Annotated in this window: 17 protein-coding genes; 4 read left to right on the top strand and 13 right to left on the bottom strand. The window is 67.9% G+C overall.

Features of this window, described 5'->3' with window-relative positions; genetic code table 11:
* Nucleotides 1-414, top strand: a complete 414-nt coding sequence (locus FJ657_RS07630) for a very short patch repair endonuclease (RefSeq protein WP_219995886.1) — start codon at nucleotides 1-3, stop codon at nucleotides 412-414.
* Here the strand turns inward: FJ657_RS07630 and FJ657_RS07625 are convergent.
* The 6 genes from FJ657_RS07625 to FJ657_RS07600 all read right to left on the bottom strand — a co-directional run bounded on the left by FJ657_RS07625 (nucleotide 411) and on the right by FJ657_RS07600 (nucleotide 9095).
* On the bottom strand, nucleotides 411-2498 hold the full coding sequence (locus FJ657_RS07625; RefSeq protein ID WP_141163095.1) for an AIPR family protein: 2088 nt from the start codon (nucleotides 2496-2498) through the stop codon (nucleotides 411-413). The genes FJ657_RS07630 and FJ657_RS07625 overlap by 4 nt on opposite strands.
* Complete coding sequence (locus FJ657_RS07620) at nucleotides 2495-3454, bottom strand: PD-(D/E)XK motif protein (protein WP_141163094.1); 960 nt, start codon at nucleotides 3452-3454, stop codon at nucleotides 2495-2497. Before FJ657_RS07620 ends, FJ657_RS07625 begins: the two co-directional genes overlap by 4 nt.
* Nucleotides 3451-6183 carry a Z1 domain-containing protein gene (locus FJ657_RS07615; protein WP_141163093.1) on the bottom strand — a complete coding sequence of 911 codons (2733 nt, stop codon included), beginning with the start codon at nucleotides 6181-6183 and terminating at the stop codon, nucleotides 3451-3453. The genes FJ657_RS07620 and FJ657_RS07615 overlap by 4 nt, the downstream gene beginning before the upstream one ends.
* Nucleotides 6167-7696, bottom strand: a complete 1530-nt coding sequence (locus tag FJ657_RS07610; RefSeq protein WP_255447204.1) for an ATP-binding protein — start codon at nucleotides 7694-7696, stop codon at nucleotides 6167-6169. The genes FJ657_RS07615 and FJ657_RS07610 overlap by 17 nt, the downstream gene beginning before the upstream one ends.
* Nucleotides 7677-8786, bottom strand: a complete 1110-nt coding sequence (locus FJ657_RS07605) for a DNA cytosine methyltransferase (protein WP_219995885.1) — start codon at nucleotides 8784-8786, stop codon at nucleotides 7677-7679. Before FJ657_RS07605 ends, FJ657_RS07610 begins: the two co-directional genes overlap by 20 nt.
* Before the next feature lie 78 nt (nucleotides 8787-8864).
* Nucleotides 8865-9095, bottom strand: a complete 231-nt coding sequence (locus FJ657_RS07600) for a hypothetical protein (RefSeq protein ID WP_141163092.1) — start codon at nucleotides 9093-9095, stop codon at nucleotides 8865-8867.
* 120 nt (nucleotides 9096-9215) lie between these two features.
* Between FJ657_RS07600 and FJ657_RS07595 the strand changes: the two genes are divergently transcribed.
* Complete coding sequence (locus FJ657_RS07595; protein WP_141163091.1) at nucleotides 9216-11339, top strand: RecQ family ATP-dependent DNA helicase; 2124 nt, start codon at nucleotides 9216-9218, stop codon at nucleotides 11337-11339.
* Nucleotides 11340-11396: 57 nt separating this feature from the next.
* On the opposite strand, the gene mfd is transcribed toward FJ657_RS07595, so the two are convergent.
* The 4 genes from mfd to FJ657_RS07575 all read right to left on the bottom strand — a co-directional run bounded on the left by mfd (nucleotide 11397) and on the right by FJ657_RS07575 (nucleotide 17639).
* Entirely contained in the window at nucleotides 11397-15008 is a 3612-nt protein-coding gene (gene mfd, locus FJ657_RS07590; protein WP_141163090.1) for a transcription-repair coupling factor, read from the bottom strand.
* Nucleotides 15009-15080: 72 nt separating this feature from the next.
* Nucleotides 15081-15665, bottom strand: a complete 585-nt coding sequence (gene pth / locus FJ657_RS07585; protein ID WP_141163089.1) for an aminoacyl-tRNA hydrolase — start codon at nucleotides 15663-15665, stop codon at nucleotides 15081-15083.
* Nucleotides 15666-15706: 41 nt separating this feature from the next.
* Nucleotides 15707-16360, bottom strand: coding sequence for a 50S ribosomal protein L25/general stress protein Ctc (locus FJ657_RS07580; RefSeq protein WP_141163088.1), 654 nt, complete (start codon nucleotides 16358-16360; stop codon nucleotides 15707-15709).
* Between the two features lie 184 nt (nucleotides 16361-16544).
* Nucleotides 16545-17639, bottom strand: coding sequence for a hypothetical protein (locus tag FJ657_RS07575; protein ID WP_141163087.1), 1095 nt, complete (start codon nucleotides 17637-17639; stop codon nucleotides 16545-16547).
* A gap of 295 nt (nucleotides 17640-17934) precedes the next feature.
* Between FJ657_RS07575 and FJ657_RS07570 the strand changes: the two genes are divergently transcribed.
* Complete coding sequence (locus FJ657_RS07570) at nucleotides 17935-20427, top strand: LamG-like jellyroll fold domain-containing protein (RefSeq protein ID WP_219995884.1); 2493 nt, start codon at nucleotides 17935-17937, stop codon at nucleotides 20425-20427.
* Between the two features lie 206 nt (nucleotides 20428-20633).
* Here the strand turns inward: FJ657_RS07570 and FJ657_RS07565 are convergent, their stop codons facing one another.
* Nucleotides 20634-21674, bottom strand: a complete 1041-nt coding sequence (locus FJ657_RS07565) for a D-2-hydroxyacid dehydrogenase (RefSeq protein ID WP_141163085.1) — start codon at nucleotides 21672-21674, stop codon at nucleotides 20634-20636.
* Nucleotides 21675-21847: 173 nt separating this feature from the next.
* Between FJ657_RS07565 and gnd the strand changes: the two genes are divergently transcribed.
* Nucleotides 21848-23299: an NADP-dependent phosphogluconate dehydrogenase gene (gene gnd, locus FJ657_RS07560; RefSeq protein ID WP_141163084.1), complete on the top strand. Its 1452-nt coding sequence runs from the start codon at nucleotides 21848-21850 to the stop codon at nucleotides 23297-23299.
* A gap of 199 nt (nucleotides 23300-23498) precedes the next feature.
* Here the strand turns inward: gnd and FJ657_RS07555 are convergent, their stop codons facing one another.
* Complete coding sequence (locus FJ657_RS07555) at nucleotides 23499-24617, bottom strand: FAD-dependent oxidoreductase (protein WP_255447203.1); 1119 nt, start codon at nucleotides 24615-24617, stop codon at nucleotides 23499-23501.
* A gap of 104 nt (nucleotides 24618-24721) precedes the next feature.
* A complete protein-coding gene (locus tag FJ657_RS07550; protein WP_141163082.1) occupies nucleotides 24722-25801 on the bottom strand; it encodes an LLM class flavin-dependent oxidoreductase in 1080 nt (359 codons plus the stop codon).
* Nucleotide 25802 lies beyond the last annotated feature (1 nt).

Genomic DNA, 25802 nt, shown 5'->3' with positions numbered 1-25802 from the left:
ATGTCGTGGGCCTCGACTCCTGGATCTCGAAAGACGATGCTGGCCAATCGCCGGCGCGACACCTCACCCGAGCTCGCGGTTCGTCGGCTCCTGCACGCCCGTGGCTTTCGATATCGAGTCGACTTCCGCCTGCAACCGCCGCTGCGGACGCGGGCCGACATCGTCTTCACGCGCGCGCGAGTGGCCGTCTTCATCGACGGATGCTTCTGGCACGGCTGTCCGGATCACGCAACGGCGCCCAAGCGGAACAGCGACTACTGGATTCCGAAGCTCGCCCGCAACGTGGAACGAGACCGAGAGACCGATGCGGCGCTGGCCACGGCACACTGGACCGTGCTCAGATACTGGGAGCATCAGCCCGCTGACGAAGTGGCCATCCAGATAGAGCGGTGCGTCGGATCAAAACAGATCTAGCCCGCGCGCGCCTCGACGACACCGACCGCAGCGGCGCGCTCATGGACACGCATAAGGACCAGCGCCTGACGGTGAGAAGGGACACCGCCGCTCCCTCCTGAATACTTTCGCAGCAGCTCCGCTTCTACGGGCGACACGAGGACCCGACTCGTCGAATCGAGAATTCGGCGCCAGACCTGCGAGTCGACAGCAACGACCTTGCTGATCACCTCGAACTCGTTGTCGACCTCGCGCTGCTTCTTCTCGTCTCGGTCCACAGCTCGAGCGGTCTCCGCGGAAACCAGATCGTCCGCGACTCCCGGCTCAAGCACCACGCGGGTCCTGGTGAACCTCTCCCAGCACGCCGACTGCTTCGCCCATTGAGTGACGTTGGCCTGTGGCCGGTCGGAAGCCATGAGAGCCGCCCGCGCCTGCTTTGCGATGCCGAGCAGCGATTCGAGCGTCGCCGCAGAGATTCCCTGCCGGCGCCACACGCTCTCGAAGTCGAACCGCGCGCCGTCATGCTTCGACTCGAGCTGCAGCGAGAAGCGCGCTATCGCGTAAGCCACGATGTTCGCCAGGTAGCCCGGCGACTCCTTGTACCAGTCCTCCCGAATGACGGCGGAGCGAAGCGTCTCGTACATGATCGCCTTGCCGATGTTCGTCCGGAAATAGCCGTCGTTGAACTGCTCGTCTGACTTCTCCCACTGCGTGTCAACGGCGGTCGCGTACTCGGCGAAGACGCTCTGAGCGCCCTTGCTGACGAGGTGCGGCTTCTTGCCCCAGCAGAAGGCGTACTTCGCCCAGTCGGTCTTGGTGATCCGCTGGCCTTTCGGATACTCGAGCTCGAACTTCTTCTGCTCTCCGAGAGGCCCACGTGCGGCGCGGTCATTCTCCCACTGACCTCTCGCGCGCTCGTAGTACCACCCAGTGCGGTATTGCTGACCTTCTCGCGCGTCAGCCCGAATTCTTCGGCTGATCTGCTCCATTCGAATATGGAACTCGTGGGTGCTGAAGAGATCAGCGCCGCTGATTCGGTTCTGACTGTTGGCGTACTTCGCAACGGACTGAACGACACCTGCCGCATCGTCGTCGTTGACGATCACCAGCTTCATCTGAACGCTGACGCGGTCAACATCGGACTCGCGATTCGTCCGGAGGAAATGAGCGATCGATGCTGTCGTCTGCCCGCCGTTTACGATCTGCCAGCGGTTGATCGACTGAATGAACATGCCTCGTCGCTCGTCGGAAACGACGGCATCGATCCCGGTCGTCGTCAGCCCGTTGTTGTAGGCGAGGAAGCGTTGTGGAGCATTCGCCAGCGTCGACTGGATGCCTTTGTTGACCGCACCACGCGCGCTCAGGAACGTTCGCACGTTGGATTCGAGGAGGAGACTGCCGTATTCCTCGAACACATCGGCGAGCACTCGTCCCGGGATCACCGCGATGTAGGTCTGCGTGCCGTCCTCTCCGGATTCGGCAGGCAGACACGGCAGGCCTCGCTTCATCCAGCGGGTGAAGTCGACTCGGATGTCCTCGCTCCCGACAGATGGGCGAGCAGCAGCGGTCAGGCGTCGCTGATCCCAGATCTCATATGTGATCTTCGCGCCGCAGAGAGTTCCGGTCTCGATCGAGCGGATCCGGTCGCTCATCACCCCGTCGGTGATCAGAACGGCGCGAATGCGCGACACCTTGCCTCGCCGGAACTGACCCGCGAAGTATTCCGCGTACTCGGCCTCGCGCGACGACGCCTCGAGGTTGTCGCGCACCCAACCGCTGACGGCGAGCTCCAGGAACTCCGCAGAGCGCTTGAAGACCTCGGTGGCATCGGATAGTCGCAAGGTCTCATCGGTGCCGAAGTACTTTCCCGCCAGGATCGTCAACGTGCCGTCAGTCTCGTCTTCCGCGTAGCCGAGCAGTTCGACCCTCCGACCACGCGGTCCAGAGCACCGCAGAACCTCGACGTTGAGGTCATAGACCTGCTCGGCCTCTTCGAGGCGAGTTGCATACACGCGCGCGAAGGCCTCGATCTCGAAGCCTGCGCTGCCCGCGGCTTGAAGGCTGATCTCGTTTCGAAGATCGTCAAGTTGATTGGCCTCGGTCATTTGGCGCCTCCTGACGCGATCGCCCGCGACGCATCCACTTCGAAAGCCTCGGCAGCCGCCAACGCGATCGAGTAGCCCACCCCCGACACCCCCGCTGGCAGATCCCTGACGCGCAGGGCAGGGAATTCATCGGTCACTTCGAACGCCACCCATGACTCAGGGACGAAGCTCCATTGCTCGTAGTAGACGTCCGATGTATCGAACCCGAGTGTGTCGAGCGCTTCGAACCACCGGCGAAGCGCCAGCGGGTCTCCCGCAACGCGCGCGGAGACTTCGCCGACGAGGTCCATGAGCCTGGCGGATCCAGTCGCAGCGGGGTCGGCGTCAGCTAGCGGAAGAACGAAGAGGTGCATGCCTCCGGAAGGCACCTCGAGCTGATACTCCGACGACACGCGAACACCCGTCGCAGAAGGGCGCACACACTTCACCTCGATTGCGCTGTCGTCGGCGAACCGAAAATCAGCTGCTCCCCATGGGCCCGACCATGCCGCGAGCGCCGTATTCGGCGACCTACCTGCGTCCATGAGCTCGACCAAGAGCAAGAGCTCGCTGAAGAGCCCGCGGACTTCGGCCTCGCTGAGCCGTTCGGACTTGCGCCCGAAGAACCGCCGAAACTCTTGAATCGAATCCACCAGGGCCACGACCGCAGCCGGCGGCGTGTCCACGCCCGCGGTCTGCCGATAGAGATATTCGACGAGCCCGACGAACGCCGCGGACGGATCGCCCGGAATGGTCGGCTTGATGAGCAGCGACGACTTCCCATTTCGTGCGACCGGGGCGACGTCGAAACCGCGACCATCTTCGATGACGACGCCCGCTGGCAGGGTGACATCCACCAGCAGACCGGGGCGATCACCCAGATTCTGCGCCCACATCGACAGATGCGGGTGGTCGACCAGGCCAACCGTGCGACCCGGTACACCCCCCATTGCTGTTTCGATCGCTGTCGCGATCATCCGTCGAGCTCCTCGTTGTAGTCGTCAGATTCCTGGTCCGTGCCGAAGAACTGCTCCTGCCAGACGGTGTTGACCAGGATCTTGACTCCGCCGCCGGCGGCGATGTAGTCCTGCTCTTCCTCCGGCGTCAGCCTCGGGAAGGCGACACGAACCGCCCACAGCGGGTCGGATTCATCGATGACGAGGCCGTCACCCTTGTCCTCGCGCGTGACCGCGTACAACATCAGAATCGGGCGTTCGATGTAATGGCGAAGATACTCGCCCTCATTCAGCTTGGCGCCCTCAGGCGCCGACGCCTTGATGCGCACGACCTCGCTCTCTTCAAGAGCACCTCGCACGTCAGACGGGCTCGCGATCTGCCGGTTTTGGAAATGCAGTTGGCTGTCGCTCGCGATGTACCTCAGCTCATTTCTCACGCTCGCCCGGGAAGCGTCACCTATATGCGGGATCATCACACTCCTGCCGCCTCCACTGACGAACACGACATCCCATCCGTCGCTGTTTCGGGCTTCAGGTAGGAACTTCGCGATCTGGGGACGGCCGTCGCGACCTGATCGTGAAAAGAAGGGATCAATCGAATGGCCCTGGAACGAGGCGATGAATTCGGTCACGGCCTCGAGCGGAACGCCGTGCCACCCATATTCATGGCCCGACGGCTTGAATCGGATACCGGACACCTCAAGTCGCCTGGCCAACCTGTCGACAGCCTCGGCGTTGGCATTGCGAACCCCCACGTCGCTTGACAGGTCGACCGACTGACGAATCTGCCCGTGAAGACTGACCCTCACTTCCGCAACTTCGGCGGCGCGACGCTTGTTCGCAGCAACAATCGCGATCTCTGGGATCAAACGGATCTTGAGCCCGAACTGCCGCGGCGTCAGCTCATTCGCCTGCATCTCCATGAGGTCTTCGCGAAGATCGCGGTTCATCGCCGCCACGTTCCCGAATATTTCTACAACCTTTCGGGGAATCCAGATTCTGACGAGATCTTCGTAGCCGGGGCGATATCCGAACCATCGCCCCATCTGGAGCAGCGTGTCGGCAGATCCCGGCTGACGAACGAAATAGCTCACCTGCAGACCCTCGAGCGTCAGTCCGCGCGACAGCACGTCGCCTCCGATGAGAATCACTGGCTTCAGGTCCTCAGCGACGCGTTGTTCATGCGACATCAGTCGACGCGTCTTGGCGCGCTCGGCCGCGGTCTGATTGTTGACCACTTCTACGCGCATCTCCCGAGCGACGTCGATCAGCTCGCGCTCGATCTCAGACCAGTTCGAATCCAACGGATACAGCTGCGCCATCGAACGTTCGATCCGCTCGGCCAGCTGGCTTCGTCGTGTGCCGCCGATGCGCTCGAACTCGGTGGCGATGACACCCGCGACCTCCGAGACAAAGTCCTTCACGAGTCGGCTCACAACGATCTGAACGAGATTGAATCGAGAGACGTTCACCATCATCGAAGCGGGCACGGTCGCGCCGTCACGGATCCTGCGAATCGCCGTGCCCAGGAAGAAGGCGATCAGCGCGTCTTCAAGGCTCGACGGCAGCGACGCGAGCTGATGATCCTTCTTGTGCTTGAGCGGAAGGACCGCGAGACAATCGTCCACATCCGTTCGGATTGCAGAACTTCCAGCTCCGAAATACGTGTCGACACCGGAGTAGTTGCTCGGTGCTCCCAGCGCGCGGATGTAGTCGCTCGGGAAGAGATCGTCCTCGATCGTGTGATCGATCAGCACGTTAGCGAACGGCGTCGCTGTGATCCCGACGTAGGTGTTCCGAGACGACACGTCCAGCAGACTGCGAACGGCCTTGTTCACCCGCGTGGGATCCGTATCCGGGTCGTTGGTATTGGGACTGCCCCAGTCAGCTTCATCGTCTACCACAACGAGTGGAAGGTCCAGGCCATCCGGTCCGGCCTGAGCGGCAATGTACTTCCGCACGTTCTCAAGCATCTTGACGTTCTTCTTCACCACAAAGACCGTCGGCATGCCAGAAGAGACCCAGACCATCCCCGCGAGCTTCGACTCGGCACTGAAGTCGCGGCGAACCGTGGTCATGCTGTTCGCCGTCAGAGTCGGATTTACAAGACCGATGCCGATCCGGATCTGTTCCCCGGCCACCGATATGTTGTCTTCAAGGAACGTCGAGTTGGTTCCCGTGAGATCAGTGTCGACACGACGTTGGGTCTGACTGCGCAGATCGTTCGTGTGACCTCCGAGAATCACGATCACGCGATATCCGTGATCGATGGCCTTGTTCAAGACCCCGAGGTATGTGGCGGTCTTGCCAGATTGCACCTCTCCCATGAGTAGGCCGCGGCGCGCCCACGGACCAGTCCGATGAGGGTCACCCATTAGTTCGACCACGGCATCTGTTTGACGGCCGAGAGCATCGATCACTGCGGGAGCAAAGCCGCGCGAGATCAGGAGACCTTTGTAGGCCTCCCAGCGACTCTCCTCGACCTCGGCTTTGCGTGCCTGAATCCATTCTTCGAAATCGGCCCCGACTACTCCTACGTCAGCGGCTTGTTTCACATCTCCCTTGGTCGTCACCACGACGACGACCTGTGCGATCTCGTGTTCGGTAAGGTCGGGACTGAAGATCGAAGCGACGAGGCCGGCCTTCTCTTCAAGGGCCGCAAGATCAACGGACCGACCCCGCTGATTTTCACCGAGAACCCACGTCGTGAGTTGGGCCTCGACGGACTTCTGGTCAGGACTCAGTTGCATCGGGGCTCTCCATCATCACGGCGCGGATCAGCTCGAGAAGATCGGGTACGGCATTGAACGGCTCGATCTCCACGAGGCGAGCCGTAGCCTCTTCGGCACTGGTGCCCAGCATCCCCGCGTCTTGGAGCAGCTGGAGCTTCACCCTGGCTCCATCGATATCGGGCAGAGCGACACCGGCAACCTTGCTCGCAGCCATCTCGGCGTAGAGGTCATGAGTCGGGTAGGTGTCTGATAGAAGTCCGATGACACTCTCAAGGAGGTCTCGCTCTTCCTCGCCAATTCGGCTCTTCAGCAACACGAGCAATGGATGGTCCTCGTTGACGACGTACTGCACGTTCCCGCGCACGTCGAGCTTGTTCCACCCTCGTACGATCTCAGCTTCACTCGTCTTGCGGCCGCGGTATGTATGCACCCGACGTCCCTTGTCGAGCAGCGGATCGATGATCCGCTTGAGGTGAGCCTTGAACGACGCGGGCGGCTCCGCCCGAGACTTCTTGATATCGAGTTGCCAGAGACTGTCGACGGTGTTCGGGAGGTCGACTTGGATTCGCGTCTGTTTGGTCAGCTCACTCCGGGACGCGAGGCCGAACCAGTTGCCCCGGGAAATCAGTCGCTGGTTGCGATAGATGTAGAAGCCTTGGGCCTCGCGCATGCCTGTCGACAGGTCGGTGCGCGCTCGCTCAGCCGGGGTCATTCCACTCGGGTGGGGAAGTGTGTACGCCGTGACCGACACCTTCTCACCGGCAATCGTCAGTTCGTCGGTCGGACTGATCTGGGTCCGAGTGTTAGACGTGACGAACGGATCGATCGGGGACAGCTTCGCCCCGTTGACTCGGATGACGATCCTTCCCGGACCCGCGAGAAAGCGATGAAAGACAAGCGCCAGAGCGCCCGCGGCATCCAGAACTCGTTCTCGGAGGAAGGCTCCACGATCCGCAGCATCGCCGATGAGCAGATCCAAGTACTCCCAGACGACAAGGGTTCCTGATTGCTGACTTTGGAGGGCGGACACGAGGGGCAACCCCTGAATCTCAGGCTCGGACAGAACCAGCAGGCTCCACTGGCGTGATTCGCGAACATGATCGATGTCCCAGCGCAAAGCGGTAGTAACGCCATCGGACTTGGTGACGACGGTCAGGCATCGCGCCTGCGATAGTGATGCGGTCTTGAGCCCGAGCCCGAAGCGCCCAAGGTCAGCGGTGGACCTCGAGTCGACTGAGCCGGCCAAACGCAACGCCTCTCGCGCTCTTGTTGGGCTCATACCGGTGCCGTCGTCGAGGATCGCGACGAAACTTCCGTCGACGACGTCCGCGTCGATGTCGATTGTCTTCGCGTCCGCGGTGATGCTGTTGTCGATCAGATCCGCCAGCGCTGCATCGAGCGAATAGCCGACAGAGCGCATCGACTCGAGCAGATCGACGCCAGGTTCGACGATCTCGTCTTGCAAGTTCAGGTCCCTCTTCTGATCGCCAGGCGGCGACTTTGAGAAGACCTTACTGATCGCCTCCGACATCTGAACGACACTTGGCGGGCACGTACCCCAGACTGGGGGCGATCGACGGGTAACCGACGCCCTTGAACGAATTGAACAGCGCGGTGAAGACGGCCTCAGCGCCCTTGACTGGCACGGCCATGCCGACCTGCTTCCGCACGCTCTCCTTCTGGCCGATGAACTCGTAGTCATCGGGGAAAGACTGCAGCCGAGCGCGCTCACGATTCGTAAGCGCGCGGGACTCGTCCCAGTGATAGACGTGAGTTCCGCCACCACCGGACCCGGTCACGGTGTACGCCGGCTGGTCAGGGTGAAGGCGGCGGTAGATCTGACTGATCGTGGCACCCTTGACCTTCAGTCGAAGACGATCCGGCATGCCGGGGGCATTGAATGCGTTCTCCCCCGGCGCGATGTAATCGAGACGCTCGACGACGGTCGATGACTGACGCGTGCGCTCGTGGTTGAGCATCGATCCCGTCATCGGCGGAACGGTCAACGCGTGGCGAGCCGTGACCGGCCGGTCCGCGTAGATCTCCGGTGAAGGCACCTTGAAGTCGACGTCGAGATCGCCGCGGATGCCGACGACGATGATTCGGCGCCGGCGCTGCGGAACGCCGTACTGATCGAAGCTGTAGAGGTGGGGGTACAGCTTGTAGCCGTGCTCGCCCGCCGCCGACAGCTCGTCGAGGATCTTCTGAAACGCCTTTCCCTCGTTCGCGCTCTGCAGGCCGGAGACGTTCTCCGCCACGAACCACCGGGGCTTGTGCGCCTCCAGAACACGGACACCGTAGGAGTAGAGCGGCCCGTACTTGCCGTCGAGCCCCCGCCACTCGCCGACCAGCGAATAGTCGTTGCAGGGGAAGCCGAACGCGAAGCCATCGATGCCGCTGAGCTGCTCGATGGCCAGCTCCTTGACGTCCTGGTGAATCACGCTCTCGTCGGTCGCGCCGATGATGTTGTGCCGATAAGTCGCGCAGGTATCCGCGTCGTAGTCGTTGGCCCAAGCGTGCTGCAGAGTGACGCCGACCGACTCGGCTGCGTTGTGTGCACCCTTGGCCATGCCTCCCGGACCACAGAAAAGTTCGCCCATGCGGAACGTGAGATCAGTCACTTGTGGCCCTTCGACTTGCTGGCGAGAACGCCGACTCTCTTCTTGATCCGAACACTAGTTCGACCCGGCGACATCGCCTCACCCGAACACGTTGTCGATCCAGTCGCGCAGGACCATGGCCTGCTCCCGATCGAGCTGGATCGATTGACTGCTCTTCGGCTGGCTCGCTCGATCGGAAGATCCGAAAGTCGACAGGTGAAGCAGCTTAGTTCCGTCCGCGGCCTCGAAATCCTGAACGAAGCAGTCGACCTCGGATGGATGAGCCTTGACGTTCTGGGTTCCATGCTCGATCGATCGAATCCGGGCCATGCTGCGATCATCGCCGACAAACGAATCGATCCTCAGTAGGCGCGCCTTGAGCGCCGCGCGGCTCGACTCCGCCTGGGACGCTGCGCGCCCCTGTCGGTCGGTGCTGACATCGTTGGGGGCATGACGGAGACGACGACACGCGGGGCCGCCCTCGACGCGCTGCGGGAGCTGGTGCAGCGGGATGACGCCGACTTCCACGAGGGGCAGTTCGAGGCGATCTCGGCGCTCGTCGACGATCGGCGGCGGGCGCTCGTCGTGCAGCGCACCGGGTGGGGCAAGTCGGCCGTGTACTTCGTGTCGACGCTGCTGCTGCGGCGCCGCGGGGCCGGGCCGACCATCCTCGTCTCCCCTCTCTTGGCGCTGATGCGCGACCAGGTCGCGGCGGCGGCTCGGGCCGGGGTTCGCGCCGCATCCATCGACTCCAGCAATCAGCACGAATGGGATGACGTGCGCGCGCGGCTCGCGGCCGACGACATCGACGTGCTGCTGGTGTCGCCCGAGCGGCTCAACAACCCGCAGTTCCGCGAAGAGCAGCTGCCGCAGCTGATCGAGCGCACCGGCCTGCTCGTGATCGACGAGGCGCACTGCATCTCCGACTGGGGGCACGACTTCCGGCCCGACTACCGGCGGCTGCGCGACCTCGTCGCCGAGCTGCCCGCATCCATCCCCGCGCTCGCGACGACCGCGACCGCCAATTCGCGCGTCGTCACCGACGTCGTCGAGCAGCTGGGCGGGGCGGATGACGTGCTCACCATCCGCGGACCGCTCGCGCGCCGCTCGCTGCGGCTCGGCGTGCTCGAGCTGCCCGACCAGGCCACCCGGCTCGGCTGGCTGCTCGAGCACCTCGGCGACCTGCCCGGCTCGGGCATCATCTACACGCTCACGGTCTCCGCCGCCGAGGACACCGCGCGGCTGCTGCGCCAGGCCGGGCACGAGGTGCTCGCCTACACCGGGCAGACCGAGACCGCCGAGCGGCAGCAGGCTGAGGCCGCGCTCAAGGACAACCAGGTGAAGGCGCTCGTCGCCACCAGCGCGCTCGGCATGGGCTTCGACAAGCCCGACCTCGGTTTCGTGCTGCACCTCGGCGCGCCCAGTTCGCCCGTCGCCTACTACCAGCAGGTCGGACGCGCCGGGCGCGCCACCGACTCCGCCGACGTGCTGCTGCTGCCCGGCAGCGAAGACCGCGCGATCTGGGAGTACTTCGCCACCACCAGCATGCCTACACGCGAGCGCGCCGAAGCGGTGCTGGCCGAACTGCGGCTCGACGAGCCGACCTCCACACCCGCGCTCGAAGCGCTCGTCGACGTGAAGCGCAGCCGACTCGAACTGCTGTTGAAAGTTCTCGACGTGGATGGCGCCGTCCGCCGTGTGCGCGGCGGATGGGTGTCGACGGGCTCCCCCTGGGTCTACGACGAGGAACGCTACCGGCGCATCGCCGAAGCCCGGCAGGCCGAGCAGAACAGCATGTTGACCTACGAGTCGCGGGGCGTGAGCGAGCAGATCCGCTGCCGCATGGAATTCCTGCAGAACGCCCTCGACGACGACAGCGCGGTGCCCTGCGGACGCTGCGACCTCTGCGCCGGCGCCTGGTACCCGGCCGAGGTCGCCGGCGACGGACGATCGACCGCCGACGCCGCGCTGCGCCGCGCCGGCGTCGCGCTCGAACCGCGCAAGCAGTGGCCGGTCGGCGCGAGCGAGCGCGGTATCCCCGTGCGCGGCAACATCGCCCCGGCGGAGCGTCCCGACGAGGGGCGCGCGGTCGCCCGACTCACCGACCTCGGCTGGGGCGGCCCGCTGCGCGAGCTCTTCGCGCCGGGGCACGAGGATGCGCCGGTGCCGCCGGCCCTGCTCGACGCTGCCGTGTCGGTGCTTGCGGAATGGGGATGGGCTGCCCGCCCCGTCGGGATCGTCACGATGCCGAGTCGTTCACGCCCGCAGCTGATCCGCTCGCTCGCGGAAGGGCTGTCGCGCGTCGGACGGCTGCCGATCCTCGGCGAGCTCGACGCCGTGCCGGAAGCGCCGCCGAGCGGCGCCGGCGGAGCGAGCGCGTTCCGACTCGCCGGCGTGTGGTCGTCGTTCCAGGTCGGCGCGGCGCTGAGCGAGCAGCTGGAGGGGCATCCGGGCCCGGTGCTGCTCGTGGATGATGTCGCCGACTCGCGCTGGACGTTCACCGTCGCCGCGCGGCTGCTGCGGCATGCCGGCGCCGAGGCTGTGATGCCGTTCGCGCTCGCGCTGCGCGCCTGAGCGAACGGGCTCAGCCGCCAGCTGCGCGTACCGGGCCGACGGCTCTCGCGCGACCCGCTATGCGTCATCTCCCGACTTCGGCGGGAAGATCGCGCCGAGCAGCGCGCCGACCCAGGCGACCAGGTCGGCATCCACCGTGTCCGCCGGCATCGGCACCGACACCGCGTGCTGCGCCGCGAACAGCCGCGCGCCCGGGTACATGCGCTGCAGGCGCACCTGCAGCGAGTCGGGCAGATCGGCGGGGGCGATGCGCAGGTTGCCGCCCATCGCGACGACATCCGACAATCCGGCCTTCTGCGCGGCGCGGCGCAGGCGCGACACGGCGACGAGCGTCTGCACGACCGCGGGCGGCTCGCCGTAGCGGTCGGTCAGCTCCTCGATGACCGTGTCGAGCGCGTCGTCCGGTGAAGCCGGCGCCGACGCGGTCGACAGCTTCTGGTACGCCTCGAGACGCAGGCGCTCGCTCTCGACATAGGTCTCGGGGATGTGCGCATCCACCGGCAGCTCGAGGCGCAGCTCGGTCTGACCCTCGGCGACATCGCCGCGGAAGGTCGACACCGCCTCGCCGATCATGCGCAGGTAGAGGTCGAAGCCGACACCCGCGATGTGACCCGACTGCTCGCCGCCGAGCAGGTTGCCGGCGCCGCGCATCTCTAGATCCTTCAGGGCGATCTGCATGCCGCCGCCGAGCTCGTTGTTCGCGGCGATCGTCTCGAGCCGGTCTTGCGCGGTCTCACTGAGCGGCTTCGTCTCGTCGTAGAGGAAGTAGGCGTAGGCGCGCTCGCGGCCGCGGCCGACGCGCCCGCGGATCTGGTGCAGCTGCGAGAGCCCGTACTTGTCGGCCTTGTCGATGATCAGGGTGTTCGCGTTGGCGATGTCGATGCCGGTCTCGATGATCGTCGTCGTGACGAGCACGTCGTACTTGCGCTCCCAGAAGTCGACGATGACCTGCTCGAGCTGGCTCTCGCTCATCTGGCCGTGGGCGACGCCGATGCGCGCCTCGGGCACGAGCTCGGCGATCTTCGCCGCCTGCCCGGTGATCGACTTCACGCGGTTGTGCACGTAGAAGACCTGGCCCTCGCGCAGCATCTCGCGGCGGATCGCGGCCGCGACCTGCTTGTCGCTGTACGCGCCGACGTAGGTGAGGATCGGGTGCCGATCCTCCGGCGGGGTCGCGAGCGTCGACATCTCGCGGATGCCGGTCACCGCCATCTCGAGCGTGCGCGGGATGGGCGTGGCGCTCATCGCGAGGATGTCGACGTTCGTCTTGAGCTTCTTCAGCGCATCCTTGTGCTCGACGCCGAAGCGCTGCTCCTCGTCGATGATGACGAGGCCGAGATCCTTGAACTTGACGCTGTCGCCGAGGATGCGGTGGGTGCCGATGACGACATCCACCTCGCCGGTGAGGAGGCCGTCGATGGTCTCCTTCGTCTCCTTGTCGCTCTGGAAGCGACTCAGCGCCCGCAGGTGCACGGGGAAGCCGGCGAAGCGCTCCGCGAAGGTCTCCATGTGCTGACGCACGAGCAGCGTGGTCGGCACGAGCATCGCGACCTGCTTGCCGTCTTGCACGGCCTTGAAGGCGGCGCGGATCGCGATCTCGGTCTTGCCGTAGCCGACGTCGCCCGAGATGAGGCGGTCCATCGGGATCTCGCGGCGCATGTCGGCCTTGACCTCGTCGATCACGTTCAGCTGATCGGGCGTCTCCATGTAGGGGAACGCCTCCTCGAGCTCGTGCTGCCACGGGGTGTCGGGGCCGAAGGCGTGACCCTTGGATGCCATGCGCGCGCTGTAGAGCTTGACCAGCTCGACGGCGATGTCGCGCACGGCCTTGCGCGCCTTGCCCTTGGCGGCGGCCCAGTCGGATCCGCCCATCTTGCTCAGCGCGGGCGCCTCGCCGCCGACGTAGCGGGTGAGCTGGTCGAGCTGATCGGTGGGCACGCTGAGCCGGTCGCCGGGGTGGCCGCGCTTCGACGGCGCGTACTCGATCACCAGGTACTCGCGCTTGACCTTGGCGTTCGTGACGCTCGTGCCGAGCGGACCGCGCGGGGTGCGCACGCCGCTGGCGACCTCGCGCTGGATGAGCTCGACGAAGCGGCCGATGCCGTGCGTCTCGTGCACGACGTAATCGCCGGGCTTCAGCTGCAGCGGGTCGACGACGGCCTTGCGGCGGGCGGCGAGCTTGCGCGGGCGGCCGGAGTCGATGCCGACGGCGCGGCCGTAGAACTCGGCCTCTCCGATCACCGCGAACTTGGCGTCGGGCAGCTGGAAGCCGGACTCGACCGAGCCGCGCACGAGCTGCGCGACGCCGGTCTCGAGGTCGGGGTCGACGGCGTCGAGGATGCGCGCGGCCGCGCCCGCCTCACCGAGCACGTCGGCGGCGCGCTCGAGCAGGCCCTGCCCGCCCGCGACGACCACGACGCGCCAGCCGTCGCGCAGCAGGCCCGCGACATGCTCGACCGCGCCCGTGGCCTGACCGGCGAAGCTCGGCACGGCATCCGCCGCGATGCGCACCACCTCGTCGTCGTTCGCGTCGAAGGGGCTGATCGTCAGCCACTGACGACCGGCGCCCGCGGCCTCGCGCAGGCCGTTCACGGTGAGGAAGCTGCCCGCGGCGAGGTCGTCGCGGAACGCCCGGCCGAGATCGATCGGAGCGTCGGCGCCCGCGGTCGCGGCGCTCCAGGCCGCGTCGAGGAACTCGCGATCCGTGTCGACGAGGTCTTTCGCACGACTCGCGATGCGCTCGGGCGAGAGCACGGCGACCGTCGCCTCCGCCGGCAGGTAGTCGGTCAGAGGGAGCAGCTTCGGCAGCAGCGCGGGGGCGAGCGCCTCCATGCCCTCGGCCGGGATACCCTCCCCCAGCTTCGACAGGATCGGCGCGAGGGTCGGGAACTCGTGCTCGAGCTCGCGCGCCCGCTGCCGCACATCCTCGGTGAGCAGCAGCTCGCGGCCGGCGCCGAGCTCGACGCGATCGACCTTCTCGGCGAGCGAGCGCTGGTCGGCGACCGAGAACAGGCGCAGCTGCTCGACCTCGTCGCCGAAGAACTCCGCGCGCAGCGGGTGGTCGGCATCCGGCGGGAAGACGTCGAGGATGCCGCCGCGCACGGCGAATTCGCCACGGCGCGTGACCATATCGACGCGGCTGTAGGCGAGCTCGACGAGCTGCGCCGAGAGCCGATTGAGCTCGAAGCCACGGGCGCCCGGCTCGAGGACGATCGGCTCGAGCACGTCGAGGCCCGGGGCGAGCGGCTGCAGTGCGGCGCGCACGCTCGCGACGAGGATCAGGTGCTGCGAGCGATCCCAGCGGTGGATGCGGCGCAGCGAGGCGAGGCGGGTTCCGACCGTCTCGGCGCTGGGACTGAGGCGCTCGTGCGGCAGCGTCTCCCAGGCCGGGAACGGCAGGATCTCGGCGTCGGGCAGGTAGCTCGCGAGCGCGGCGCGCAGCTGCTCGGACTCGCGGCTCGTCGCGGTGATCGCGAGGAGCGCGCGGCCGGGGCCGGTCGCGCCGTTAGCCGCGCCGCTGCCCGGGTCTCCCTCCGCCGACAGCTGGTCGAGGATGCCGCCGAGCACCGGAGCGCGCAGGCCGTCGACGAGCGAGAGATCCGCATCCGAAACCGGATACGCCGAACCACGGGCGCGCTGAAGCGCCGGAATCACACCGTGCAGACCCACTCGTTCGAGTTTAGGCGGCACCGCCGACACTGGCCGACGGCGACGAGCTCGCGCTCAGCTGCGAAGCGGCGCTCAGGCGCGCGGCGCGTGCCAGCGCTGCTGCGCGGCGAGCAGGCCGTCGTCGACGAGCTGCTCGGTCGCATCCACCGCGTCCGTCAGCAGCGACGGCAGGGACGCGCGCTCGGTCGAGGCGAAGGGCTTGAGCACGAAGTCGGCCGAGTCCTGGCGGCCGGGCGGGCGGCCGATGCCGATGCGCACGCGCAGAAACTCAGGGGTGCCGAGGGCCGAGATGATGTCGCGCAGGCCGTTGTGCCCGCCGTGACCGCCGCCCTGCTTGAGGCGCACGGTGTCGAACGGCAGGTCGAGCTCGTCGTGCAGCACGACGACGCGCTCAGCGGGCAGCGAGTAGAACTTCGCCAGCTGCGAGACCGGCCCGCCCGAGTTGTTCATGAAGCTCAGCGGCTTGGCCACGATGAGCTTGGCCGCGCCGGGACGAATCCATCCCTCGGCGACGACGCTGTTGGTCTTGTGGCGCGAGAACTTCGCGCCGATGCGGTCGGCGAGGTCGTCGACCGCCATCTGCCCCACATTGTGACGCGTGGCCGCGTAGGCGGGCCCGGGGTTGCCGAGCCCGACCACGAGCCACGCATCACTCATGCGGAACTGTTTCGCGAGACGCGAGAAGAGGCGCGAGCCTCTTACTCGGCGTCGCCCTCGGCGGCCTCGGCGGCGTCGTCGCCCTCGGTCGACTCGGCGTCGCCCTCAGCGGCCTCGCCCTCCTCGCCCTCGCCCGGCTCGGGCAGGTCGACGACGGCGGGAACCGTGATGTTGACCACGAGCACCTCGGGGTCGGTGAGCAGCGTCGCGCCCTTCGGCAGCTCGACGTCCTTCGCGAGGATCTGCGTGCCCTCCTCGAGGCCTTCGGCGCTGACGTGCAGGTTCTCGGGGATGTGCGTGGCCTCGACCTCGACCGACAGGGTGGTCGCGTCGAGCGCGATGATCGTGCCGGGGGCCGACTCGCCGTCGACGTGCACGGGCACATCCACGGTGACCTTCTCACCACGGCGCACGACGATGAGGTCGATGTGCTCGACGAGCTGGCGCACCGGGTCCTTCTGCACGTCCTTGACCAGGGCGAGCTGGCTCTCGCCGTTGATGTCGAGGTCGAGGATGGCGTTGGCCTTGCGCAGGATCAGCGCCGTCTCGTGACCGGGCAGGTTGATGTGGCGCGGCTCGGTGCCGTGGCCGTAGATCACGGCGGGGATCTTGTGGGCGGCGCGGATGCGGCGGGCAGCGCCCTTGCCGAACTCGGTGCGCTCTTCGGCGACCAGCTTGTTGTTGTCGTCAGCCATGGCTGTTGTTCTCCTTATCGGGCTCTCACCCGAATCGTGTGCGGTTTCAACTCGAACGCAGGACAACGTGAGGAAGAACACAGCGGGTCGCGCCCGGGGCCTTGCTCACCGCGTCGATCACGGATGCGGGCATATGCGCGCATCCCTCGCCGAGGTCTCGCAGGAGTCTAGCCGGGGCTCGGGATCATCGCGAACCGGAGGTCTCGCCGGGCAGGATGACGGCGGTCGGCGCGTCCGGGCTGCCGCCGTCGACGGGCGTGTACCCCGGCGCCGCGACGGCAGCGCCGCCCGCCCCGCCGCCGTCGATCGGCGTGTAGCCCGGGGTCGCCCACGGTCGCGCCGGTGCGTCCCCTTCGGCGCCCGGACGCGCGGCGACGAAGTTGCTGCGCCGCGCCCCGACCCGCCCGGCGACGCGTCCGGCGATGCCGGCGCCGATCAGCAGGCAGCCGAGGATGAGGAACGCGCCAGACCAGGCGAAGGTCTGGATGCCGCTGACCGCGTCGCGGAGTCCCCGTTGCGCGGTGATCGGGGCGAGCATGCCGACGGGCAGCAGCAGGTAGGCGATGCTCGCGCCGATGAGCAGGAAGCCGCCGAGAAGTGCCGCGAGCGAGCTCCAGCGCACGGCGAGCACGATGACCAGGATGAGCGCGGCGCCCGCCGTCAGCAGCGCGATGCCCCAGGGGCTCGGCCCGCGCAGCGCCTGGAGCGTCTGCACGTAGTTCGCGAAGCCGCCCGCGGCGACGAGTCCGGCGGCGGGGAGCGCGACGAACAGGGCGAGCAGGACCGCGACGATGCGGGCGACAGCGGGCGAGGCGATCGTGCCGCGACGGCGGCGCGTCGCGACGATGCCGAGAAGGATGTTCGCCAGCCCGATCACGAGCACGAGTCCCGTCGGCAGGGCGAGATAGAGCCCGGTTCCGAGGTCGGGCAGCACGCCGTAGATCCATCCCACCGCCACCTGCACCGGACTGGCCGGCCCGTCGAGGCCGCCGAACCGCGCCGGCAGCACGACGGCGGCCAGGCCGACGAGGGTCTGCACGATGCCGACGACCACGACGCCGAGCGACGACCATCCGGCGGTCGCGGAGGCGACGAGGTGCAGCAGCGCCCCGATGGCGACGAGGGTGAGGGCCACGGCGAGCACGCCGAACGGCACGGTGCCGGCGCCGCCGAACGAGGTGACGAGCGTGCGGTAGGCGACTCCGCCCTGACTCAGGGCGAGGGCCGCGCCGCCGAGCGAGGCGACGGCGGCGATGAGCAACGACAGTGATCGAGCCATGATCAGCGACCTATCCGGCGGTGGACGAGCATGCGCCTACTGTGCCGCATGTGCCCCATTCGGGGGTGGAATCTGTCACGATGAATCAGAATCGCGCGTTTTCGAAACTGATCCTGGCTTTTCGGACAGGTTTTTGAAACGATGATCACGCGGTGTCGAGGGCGAGACCGCGCGAGAGTCGACCCCCGATCCCGCTCGCCGCCCCGTCGCCGCATCGCACTCGACGACGAGGGAGATCGCAGTGAGACGCACCAACGACAGGCGAGGGCGGGGCGCACGCGCGCTCGGCGCACTCGTGACCGCCGGCATCGCCATCGGACTGGCCGGGCTTCCGGCCATCGCCGCGGACGCCGCCCCGACGAAGACCTGGAGCGGCATCACCCCGCCGCTCAGCACGCCGTGGACCGACAAGGTGTCGCCCACGAACGCGCTGCCCGACTACCCCCGACCGCAGCTCGCGCGCCCCACCGCCGCGAACCCGGAGTGGGTCAATCTCAACGGACTGTGGCAGTACGCCGGAACCGACGGCTACAGCGCCCCGCCCATCGGCAAGGACCTGACCGGGCAGATCCTCGTGCCGTACCCGACCGAGTCGGCGCTCTCGGGCGTGCAGAAGCACTCCGAGTTCATGTTCTACCGCCGCACGGTCGAGGTGCCCAAGAACCTCACCAACGGCGGCAAGCACGTCAACATCAACTTCGGCGCCGTCAACTACGACGCCACGGTCTACGTCAACGGCCGCCAGGTCGGACGCCACCTCGGCGGCTACGACGCCTTCAGCATCGACATCACCAGCGCGCTGGAGAAGTCGGGACCGCAGGAGATCATCGTCGCCGTCCACTCCCCCGTGGACTCGGCGAACATCCCCGTCGGCAAGCAGCGCAACGAGCCCGGCGGCATCTTCTACACGGCCGCGTCGGGCATCTGGCAGACCGTGTGGCTCGAGTCGGTGCAGCCGGCCAGCATCGCCAGCTTCACCGCCACCCCCGACGTCGACACCTCGTCGTTCGCCATCACGGCGGGCTTCAACGGCGACGCCGTCGGCGGCAAGCTCAAGGTGGATGTGCTCGCCGACGGCAAGAAGGTCGCCAGCGCGACGGGCGCCGCGGGCGGGCCCATGACGATCTCGGTGCCCAAGCCGCGCCTGTGGTCGCCGGAGGACCCGTTCCTCTACACCTTCCAGGCGAAGCTCACGGTGAACGGGAAGACCGACAAGGTCGAGAGCTACGCGGGCCTGCGCGAGATCGCGGTCGAGAACGTCAATGGCAAGCAGCGCATCACGCTCAACCACAAGGCGACGTTCCTGCTGTCGACGCTCGACCAGGGCTACTGGCCCGACGGCATCTACACGGCGCCGACCGACGACGCGCTGAAGTTCGACATCCAGAAGACCAAGGACCTCGGCTTCAACACCATCCGCAAACACATCAAGGTCGAGCCGGCCCGCTGGTACTACTGGGCCGACAAGCTCGGGATGATGGTCTGGCAGGATTCGCCGGCGCTGCCGACGGGACGCAACGCGAACCTCAGCGACGCCGACAAGGCGAACTTCCGCGCCGAGACCGCGCGCATGATCGACCAGCACAAGAACGTCACGTCGATCATCGGCTGGATCCCCTTCAACGAGGGATGGGGTCAGTGGAGCGTGCAGGCCGCCTCGGAGGTCGGCGCGCAGGTGAAGGCGCAGGACCCGACGCGACTCGTCAACGATCGCTCGGGTGCGAACTGCTGCGACACCCCCGGTGACCCGGGCACGGGCGACATCATCGACTGGCACCAGTACCAGGGACCGGCGCTTCCCGCACCGGACGCGAAGCGCGCATCCATCGACGGCGAGCACGGCGGTCTGACGCTGACCATCGAGGGCCACACCTGGCCCGGCGCCCCGATCAACCCCTACGGCTCGGTCAAGGACAAGAAGGAGCTGAACGACGGCTACGTCGCCAACACGAAGGTGCTGCGCGACCAGGGAGCCCCCTACGGCCTGTCGGGCGCCGTCTACACCCAGATCACGGATGTCGAGGGCGAGCAGAACGGCTTCTTCACCTACGACCGCAAGGTCGAGAAGGTGAACGAGCAGCGCGTTCGGGAGATCAACCAGCAAGTGATCGCGGCGGGCGACAAGACCCCGCCCGCTCCCCCGGCCGGCACGCCCGGACTCGCCGGCGTCGGCGCCTGGGGCTTCGACGAGGCCTCCGGCACGACCGCGGCAGACTCGGTGGGCAAGAACCCGCTGACGATCCACGGCGACGCCACCCGGGTCCCGGCTCGTGACGGAGCCACCGGCACCGCGCTGCAACTCGACGGATCGACCCAGTGGGCCGACACCGCCAAGACCGTGCTGAAGACGACCGACCGCAACTACTCGGTCTCGGCGTGGGTCAAGTTCGACCAGGTCGGGGATGCGTTCCAGACGGTCGTGAGCGAAGACGGCGACACGGTGAGCTCGTTCTTCCTGCAGTACTCCGGTGCTGACAAGAAGCTCGCGTTCTCCTTCGCCGGAGCGCGCGCTCTCGCCACCGGCGTGAACGTCGAGGCGAACCGCTGGTACCACCTGGTCGGCGTGCGCGACATCACCGCGTCGAAGCTGACGATCTACGTCGACGGCGCCGCCGCCGGCTCGGTCTCGGTGCTCGGCAACAGCGACACCGCGACCGGCGGTCTGCAGATCGGCCGGGGCAAGTACGACGGCAAGCCCGTCGACTACCTCGACGGAGCCGTGGACGGCGTGCGCGTCTTCGACCGCGCACTGTCGGCCGACGAGGTGGCGCAGCTCGCGAAGGGCTGAACCGGCTGGGATGCGCGGGACTCTTCGGGTGGCTCCGCGCATCCCGAACACGGCGGCGGGGCCGCGATCGGATGACTCCGGTCGCGGCCCCGCCGTTCTGCGTGCGCTGGACTCCAGCGTGAGCGGAGGATCGCGCGGCGATCCTGGTCTCGCCGCGCGATATCGCGCGGCGCCGCGAAGATCGCCGCGATCCTGCAGCCGTTCGGTCAGTAGAACTCGTGCGTGTTGACGACGTTGAGCAGGGGCTCGCCGTCGAGCAGACGGCGGGCGTTCTCGGCGAAGAGCTCCGTGATCAGGCGCGGCTCGTTCTCGTTGATCGCGGCCGTGTGCGGCGCGATCACCACGTTCTCGAGATCCCACAGCGGGCTGGATGCGGGCAGCGGCTCGACCGCGGTCACATCCAGCACCGCGGCGCCGACGTTGCCGCCCTCGCCCAGATGGTCGATCAGCGCCGGCTCGTCGACGGTCGTGCCGCGGCCGACGTTGACGACGATCAGCCCCGGCTTCGCGGCGTCGAGCGCGGCGCGGCTCAGCATCCCGGCCGTCTGCTCCGTGCCGGGCAGGGCGAGCACCACCGCATCCACCTCGGCCAGCACCGCGGCCAGGTTCTCGACCGGCTCGATGCGGCTCACGCCGGGCGCGTCGACCTCTCGGCGGTGCACGCCGATCACGGTCATGCCGAGGCCCGCGAGCAGCTCGGCGGTGCGGCGGCCGATCGAGCCGAGGCCGACGACCGCGACGGTCGTCTCGGAGTTGAGTCGCATGGCCTCGCGCCCGGCCCACTCGTGTCGGCTCTGCGCCGCCCGCAGGCGGCTGAGCTGCTTCGTGCCGGCCAGCACGCCGAACAGCGCGAACTCGGCGAGCGGCTGCGCGTGCACGCCGGCGGAGGTCGTGAAGGTCAGCCGCCCGAGCGCGGCGTCGTCGAGCTTCGCCGACTTGATCTGCGCGCCGCCGCCGGCCGGGATCGTGTGCACCCAGCGCAGCCGCGGGTTGCGCTCGATCGCCGCGCGCAGGGCCGTGCCCGACTGGTCGGGCACGCCGAAGAAGGCCTCGCCGCCGTCGAGGTAGGCGTCGTACTCCCGCTGCTGCGCGGCGTCGCGGTCGAGCCGCACCATCCAGTCGGCCGTCGCCGGCGCCATCAGCTCGGGGCGGTGCGCGATCTCGAGTCGCGGCTCGAGACGACGCAGCAGGGCGACGTTCTCGTCGCTGAGCGGAGTGGCGATGACGACGCGGAGGCTCTGGGTCACGCGTCGATCCTGCCAGCCGGGCGCTGTGCGCCGCCGAGCGGGAGCAGCCGCCACGAGGGGCGCCACGACGGGCGCCGCCGAGCGCCGGATGCGAGCCTCGTCCGCGCGCGGCAGGCGACGCGCCGTGAGCGATAACCTGGGAGCAACCCCCTCGTCGAACACAGGAGAAGCACGTGTCGGACAGCCCCCAGGCCAACATCGGAGTCGTCGGGATGGCGGTGATGGGATCGAACCTCGCCCGCAACCTGGCCAGCCGCGAGGGCAACACCGTCGCGATCTTCAACCGCTCGTACGAGAAGACGCAGACCGTGCTCGACGAGCACCCCGAAGCCGGCTTCGTGCCCGCTTCGACCTACGAGGAGTTCGCCGCGTCGCTGCAGAAGCCGCGCGCCGCGATCATCATGGTGCAGGCCGGTCGCGGCACCGACGCCGTGATCGACGAGCTCGTCAAGGTCTTCGAGCCCGGCGACATCATCGTCGACGGCGGCAACGCGCTCTTCACCGACACGATCCGTCGCGAGAAGGCCGTGCGCGAGACCGGCATCAACTTCGTCGGCGCGGGCATCTCCGGCGGCGAGGAGGGCGCCCTCAACGGCCCCTCGATCATGCCCGGCGGCTCGGACGAGTCCTGGGTCACCCTCGGCCCGATCCTCAAGTCGATCGCCGCGGTCGCCGAGGGCGAGCCCTGCGTCACCCACGTCGGCCACGACGGCGCCGGCCACTTCGTCAAGATGATCCACAACGGCATCGAGTACGTCGACATGCAGCTGATCGGCGAGGCGTACGACCTCATCCGCCGCGGCACCGGCAAGAGCCCGGCCGAGATCGCCGACATCTTCGCCGAGTGGAACACCGGCGAGCTCGAGTCGTACCTCATCGAGATCACCGCCGAGGTGCTGCGCCAGAACGACGCCGAGACCGGCACGCCGCTCGTCGACGTCATCCTCGACGCCGCCGGAGCCAAGGGCACCGGCGCCTGGACCGTGCAGACGGCGCTCGACCTGGGCATCCCCGTCTCGGGCATCGCCGAGGCCGTGTTCGCCCGCTCGCTGTCGTCGAAGCCTGCGCAGCGCGCCGGCGCGTCGTCGCTGCCGGGCCCGTCGACGACCGTGTCGGTGGATGACGAAGCCGCCTTCATCGAGGACGTGCGCCGCGCGCTCTACGCCTCGAAGATCATCGCCTACAGCCAGGGCTTCGACGCGATCGTCGCCGGCGCCGAGCAGTACGGCTGGGACATCAAGAAGGGCGACATCGCGAAGATCTGGCGCGCGGGCTGCATCATCCGCGCCCAGTTCCTCAACCGCATCTCCGACGCCTACGAGGAGGACTCCTCCCTCGTAGCGCTCGTGCTCGCGCCGTACTTCCGCGATGCGGTCGAGGGTGCGCAGGAGGCCTGGCGTCGCGTCGTCGTGCACGCCGTGCAGGCGGGCATCCCGACGCCGGCGTTCTCGTCGTCGCTCGCCTACTACGACGGCATCCGCGCCGACCGCCTGCCGGCCGCGCTGATCCAGGGCCAGCGCGACTTCTTTGGCGCGCACACGTACAAGCGCATCGATAAGGACGGCACCTTCCACACCCTGTGGTCGGGCGACCGGAGCGAGATCTCGGCGGTCGACGCGCACTGATCGCGCTCGCACCCGCGCGCTGAAGGCCGCGGCGTCCTCCGGGATGTCTCGGCCTTCTGCGTCTCCTGCACCCGCGTCATTCGTCGCTGCGGTGCGGTGAGTCGCCCACTTCCGCGGCGTGCCGCCGGTGACACACCGCGGAAGTGGGCAACTCGAGCACCCCGCCGACGCGTGGCGGGGATCGGGCGCGAGCGGCGAGTCAGGCGGGTAGGCGGAAGCGCTCGGGAGCGGGGATGCCGCGGGTGAGGTCGGCGAGCACGCGGCCGATCGCGGGCGTGAACTTGAAGCCGTGGCCTGAGAAGCCGGCGCCGATCGTGACGGCGCCGCGGCGATCCAGCACGAAGTCCTCGCTCGGCGTCGTCGTGTAGGTGCAGCTGATCGCGACGAGGTCGTCGGGATCGGCACCCGGGATCCACTCGCGCACATAGCGGCGCAGCGCATCCAGCTGCACCGGCTCGGCGAGGAAGTCGCGGCGGTCGGGGTCGACCTCGGCGCCGACGCCGTGCCAGCCGACCTTGATGCCCTCGCCCGGCGTGAGCATGCCGTAGATCGGCGAGTACCAGAAGGCGTCGCGCTCCCCCGGCTGCGGCTGCTGCATGAAGCTCGGCCAGACGGCGTCGGCGAAATCGGCGCGCACGGCGAAATGAGCGGGCTGCTCCTGGGTGACGCGCAGCGGAGGCAGAGCGTCAGCGAGCGCGGCGGGCACGATCGTCGACGTCCAGGCGCCGGCGGTCACGACGACCTGCGCCGGCCGGAGGATCTCCGCATCCGTGTGGATGACCGGGGCTCCGGTCGCGTCGAGCTCGAGCGCGCGCACGGGGGTGTCATACCGGAACTCGGCGCCCAGCGCCTCGGCCTGCTCGCGCAGCACTCGCAGCGCCTCGGCCGCGCGCACCCGGCCGGCGTCGAGCGTGTGCAGCACCGGGCTCGTGAAGCGCAGTCCGCGCCAGCGCGCCGCCGCCTCGTCGGGCGCGAGGATCTCGCTGCGCACGCCGTTCGCGTGCTGCACCTCGCGCAGCGCCATGAGGTCGGTCTCCGCTCCGCCGTGCTGCACGACGCCGACCCAGTCGATCAGCTGCGTGTCCGACTGCTGCTCGAGCTCGGTCCACAGCTCACGGGTCTCGGTGAGCAGCGCCTGATAGTCGGCCTGCGGGTACGCGGCGCTGATGTTGCGCGTCGCGCCGTGCGAAGCGCCGAGCGTGTGGCCGACGGGGTGCTGCTCGAGCACGATCACCGAGCGTCCGGCCCTGGCGAGGTTCCACGCGGTCGCGGAGCCCATCGCCCCGGCACCGATCACGACGACATCGACCTGACTCACGCTCGCGCGCTCCTTCCGCATGCGCTCGGGTCGCGCATCCTGTTCAACCGTAGGGGTGGACGCGCTGCCGGTTCTTCGCGCCGCCGTCGTGCCGGGGCGCGGGGTCAGGCGGCGGCGAGATGCCGGCGGGCGCCCGCGTCGGCCGACGACCAGAGAGTGGTCGGGAAGCGGTCGCGCAGCGCCGGGATGACCTCGGTCGCGAAGCGCCCGAGGATCTCGAGCTGATGCGGGAACTCGACGGCGGTCGGGATGCCGATCGACTGCAGGTCGTGGCGGTACAGCTCGTGGAACCGCGCGATCTTGTCGACCACCTGCTGCGGGCTGCCGACCAGCGCGGGCCCCTCGGCGATCGCGTGATCGATGTCGCGGAACGGCGTCGTGTTGCCGGGCACGTTCGACGCGGCGACGATCGCCTCGTAGACCGGACCGTAGAGGTCGCGCGCCTGCTGCGTCGTGTCGGCGATGAACAGCGCTCCGGCCCCGGCGCCGACGTAGGCGCCGGCGGGGTCGTGCCCGTGCCGCGCGAACTCGCTGCGGTAGTGCTCGATGAGCACGGCGTAGTTGCGCAGCGGCTGGATCGCGTTGGCGCTGAACAGCGGATCGCCGTGCTTGGCCGCGAGGCCGGACGAGAACAGGGTCGTCGCCGAGCCGTGCCAGATGCGCGGGGCGCCGGCGTAGGGGCGCGGCAGCGTGGTGACGCCACGCAGCTCGCGCACGAACTCGCCCGCGGGGATCGTCACCTCCTCGTCACCCCAGAGCCGTCTCAGCACCGTGTACTTCTCGGCGAGCAGCTCCCACTGATCGTCGATCTCGAGCCCGAACAGTGGGAACTGCTGCAGCTCGTTGCCCTTGCCGATCGTCAGCTCGAGCCGGCCGCGGCTGAGCTGGTCGATCGTGGCGTAGTCCTCGGCGACGCGCACCGGGTCGAGCACCGGCAGCACGGTCACTCCGGTCTGCAGCCGGATGGTCGAGGTGGATGCGGCGATCGCTCCGAGCAGCACGGTCGGCGAGGAGGAGAGGAACGGTCCGGCGTGCCGTTCCCCTACGGCGACGGAGTCGAAGCCGAGCCGCTCGGCCGCGACGGCGACCTGCAGCGTCTCGTCGAGCCGGTCGGCGGGAGTCGACTGCCGGCCGGTGATCGGGTCGGGGCGGTAGGGGACGATGTCGAGAACCTGGAAGCGCACG

It is taken from the genome of Schumannella soli, from assembly GCF_006517435.1.
Lineage (GTDB): Bacteria > Actinomycetota > Actinomycetes > Actinomycetales > Microbacteriaceae > Schumannella > Schumannella soli.
This window is presented reverse-complemented; position numbering and strand designations above follow the sequence as displayed.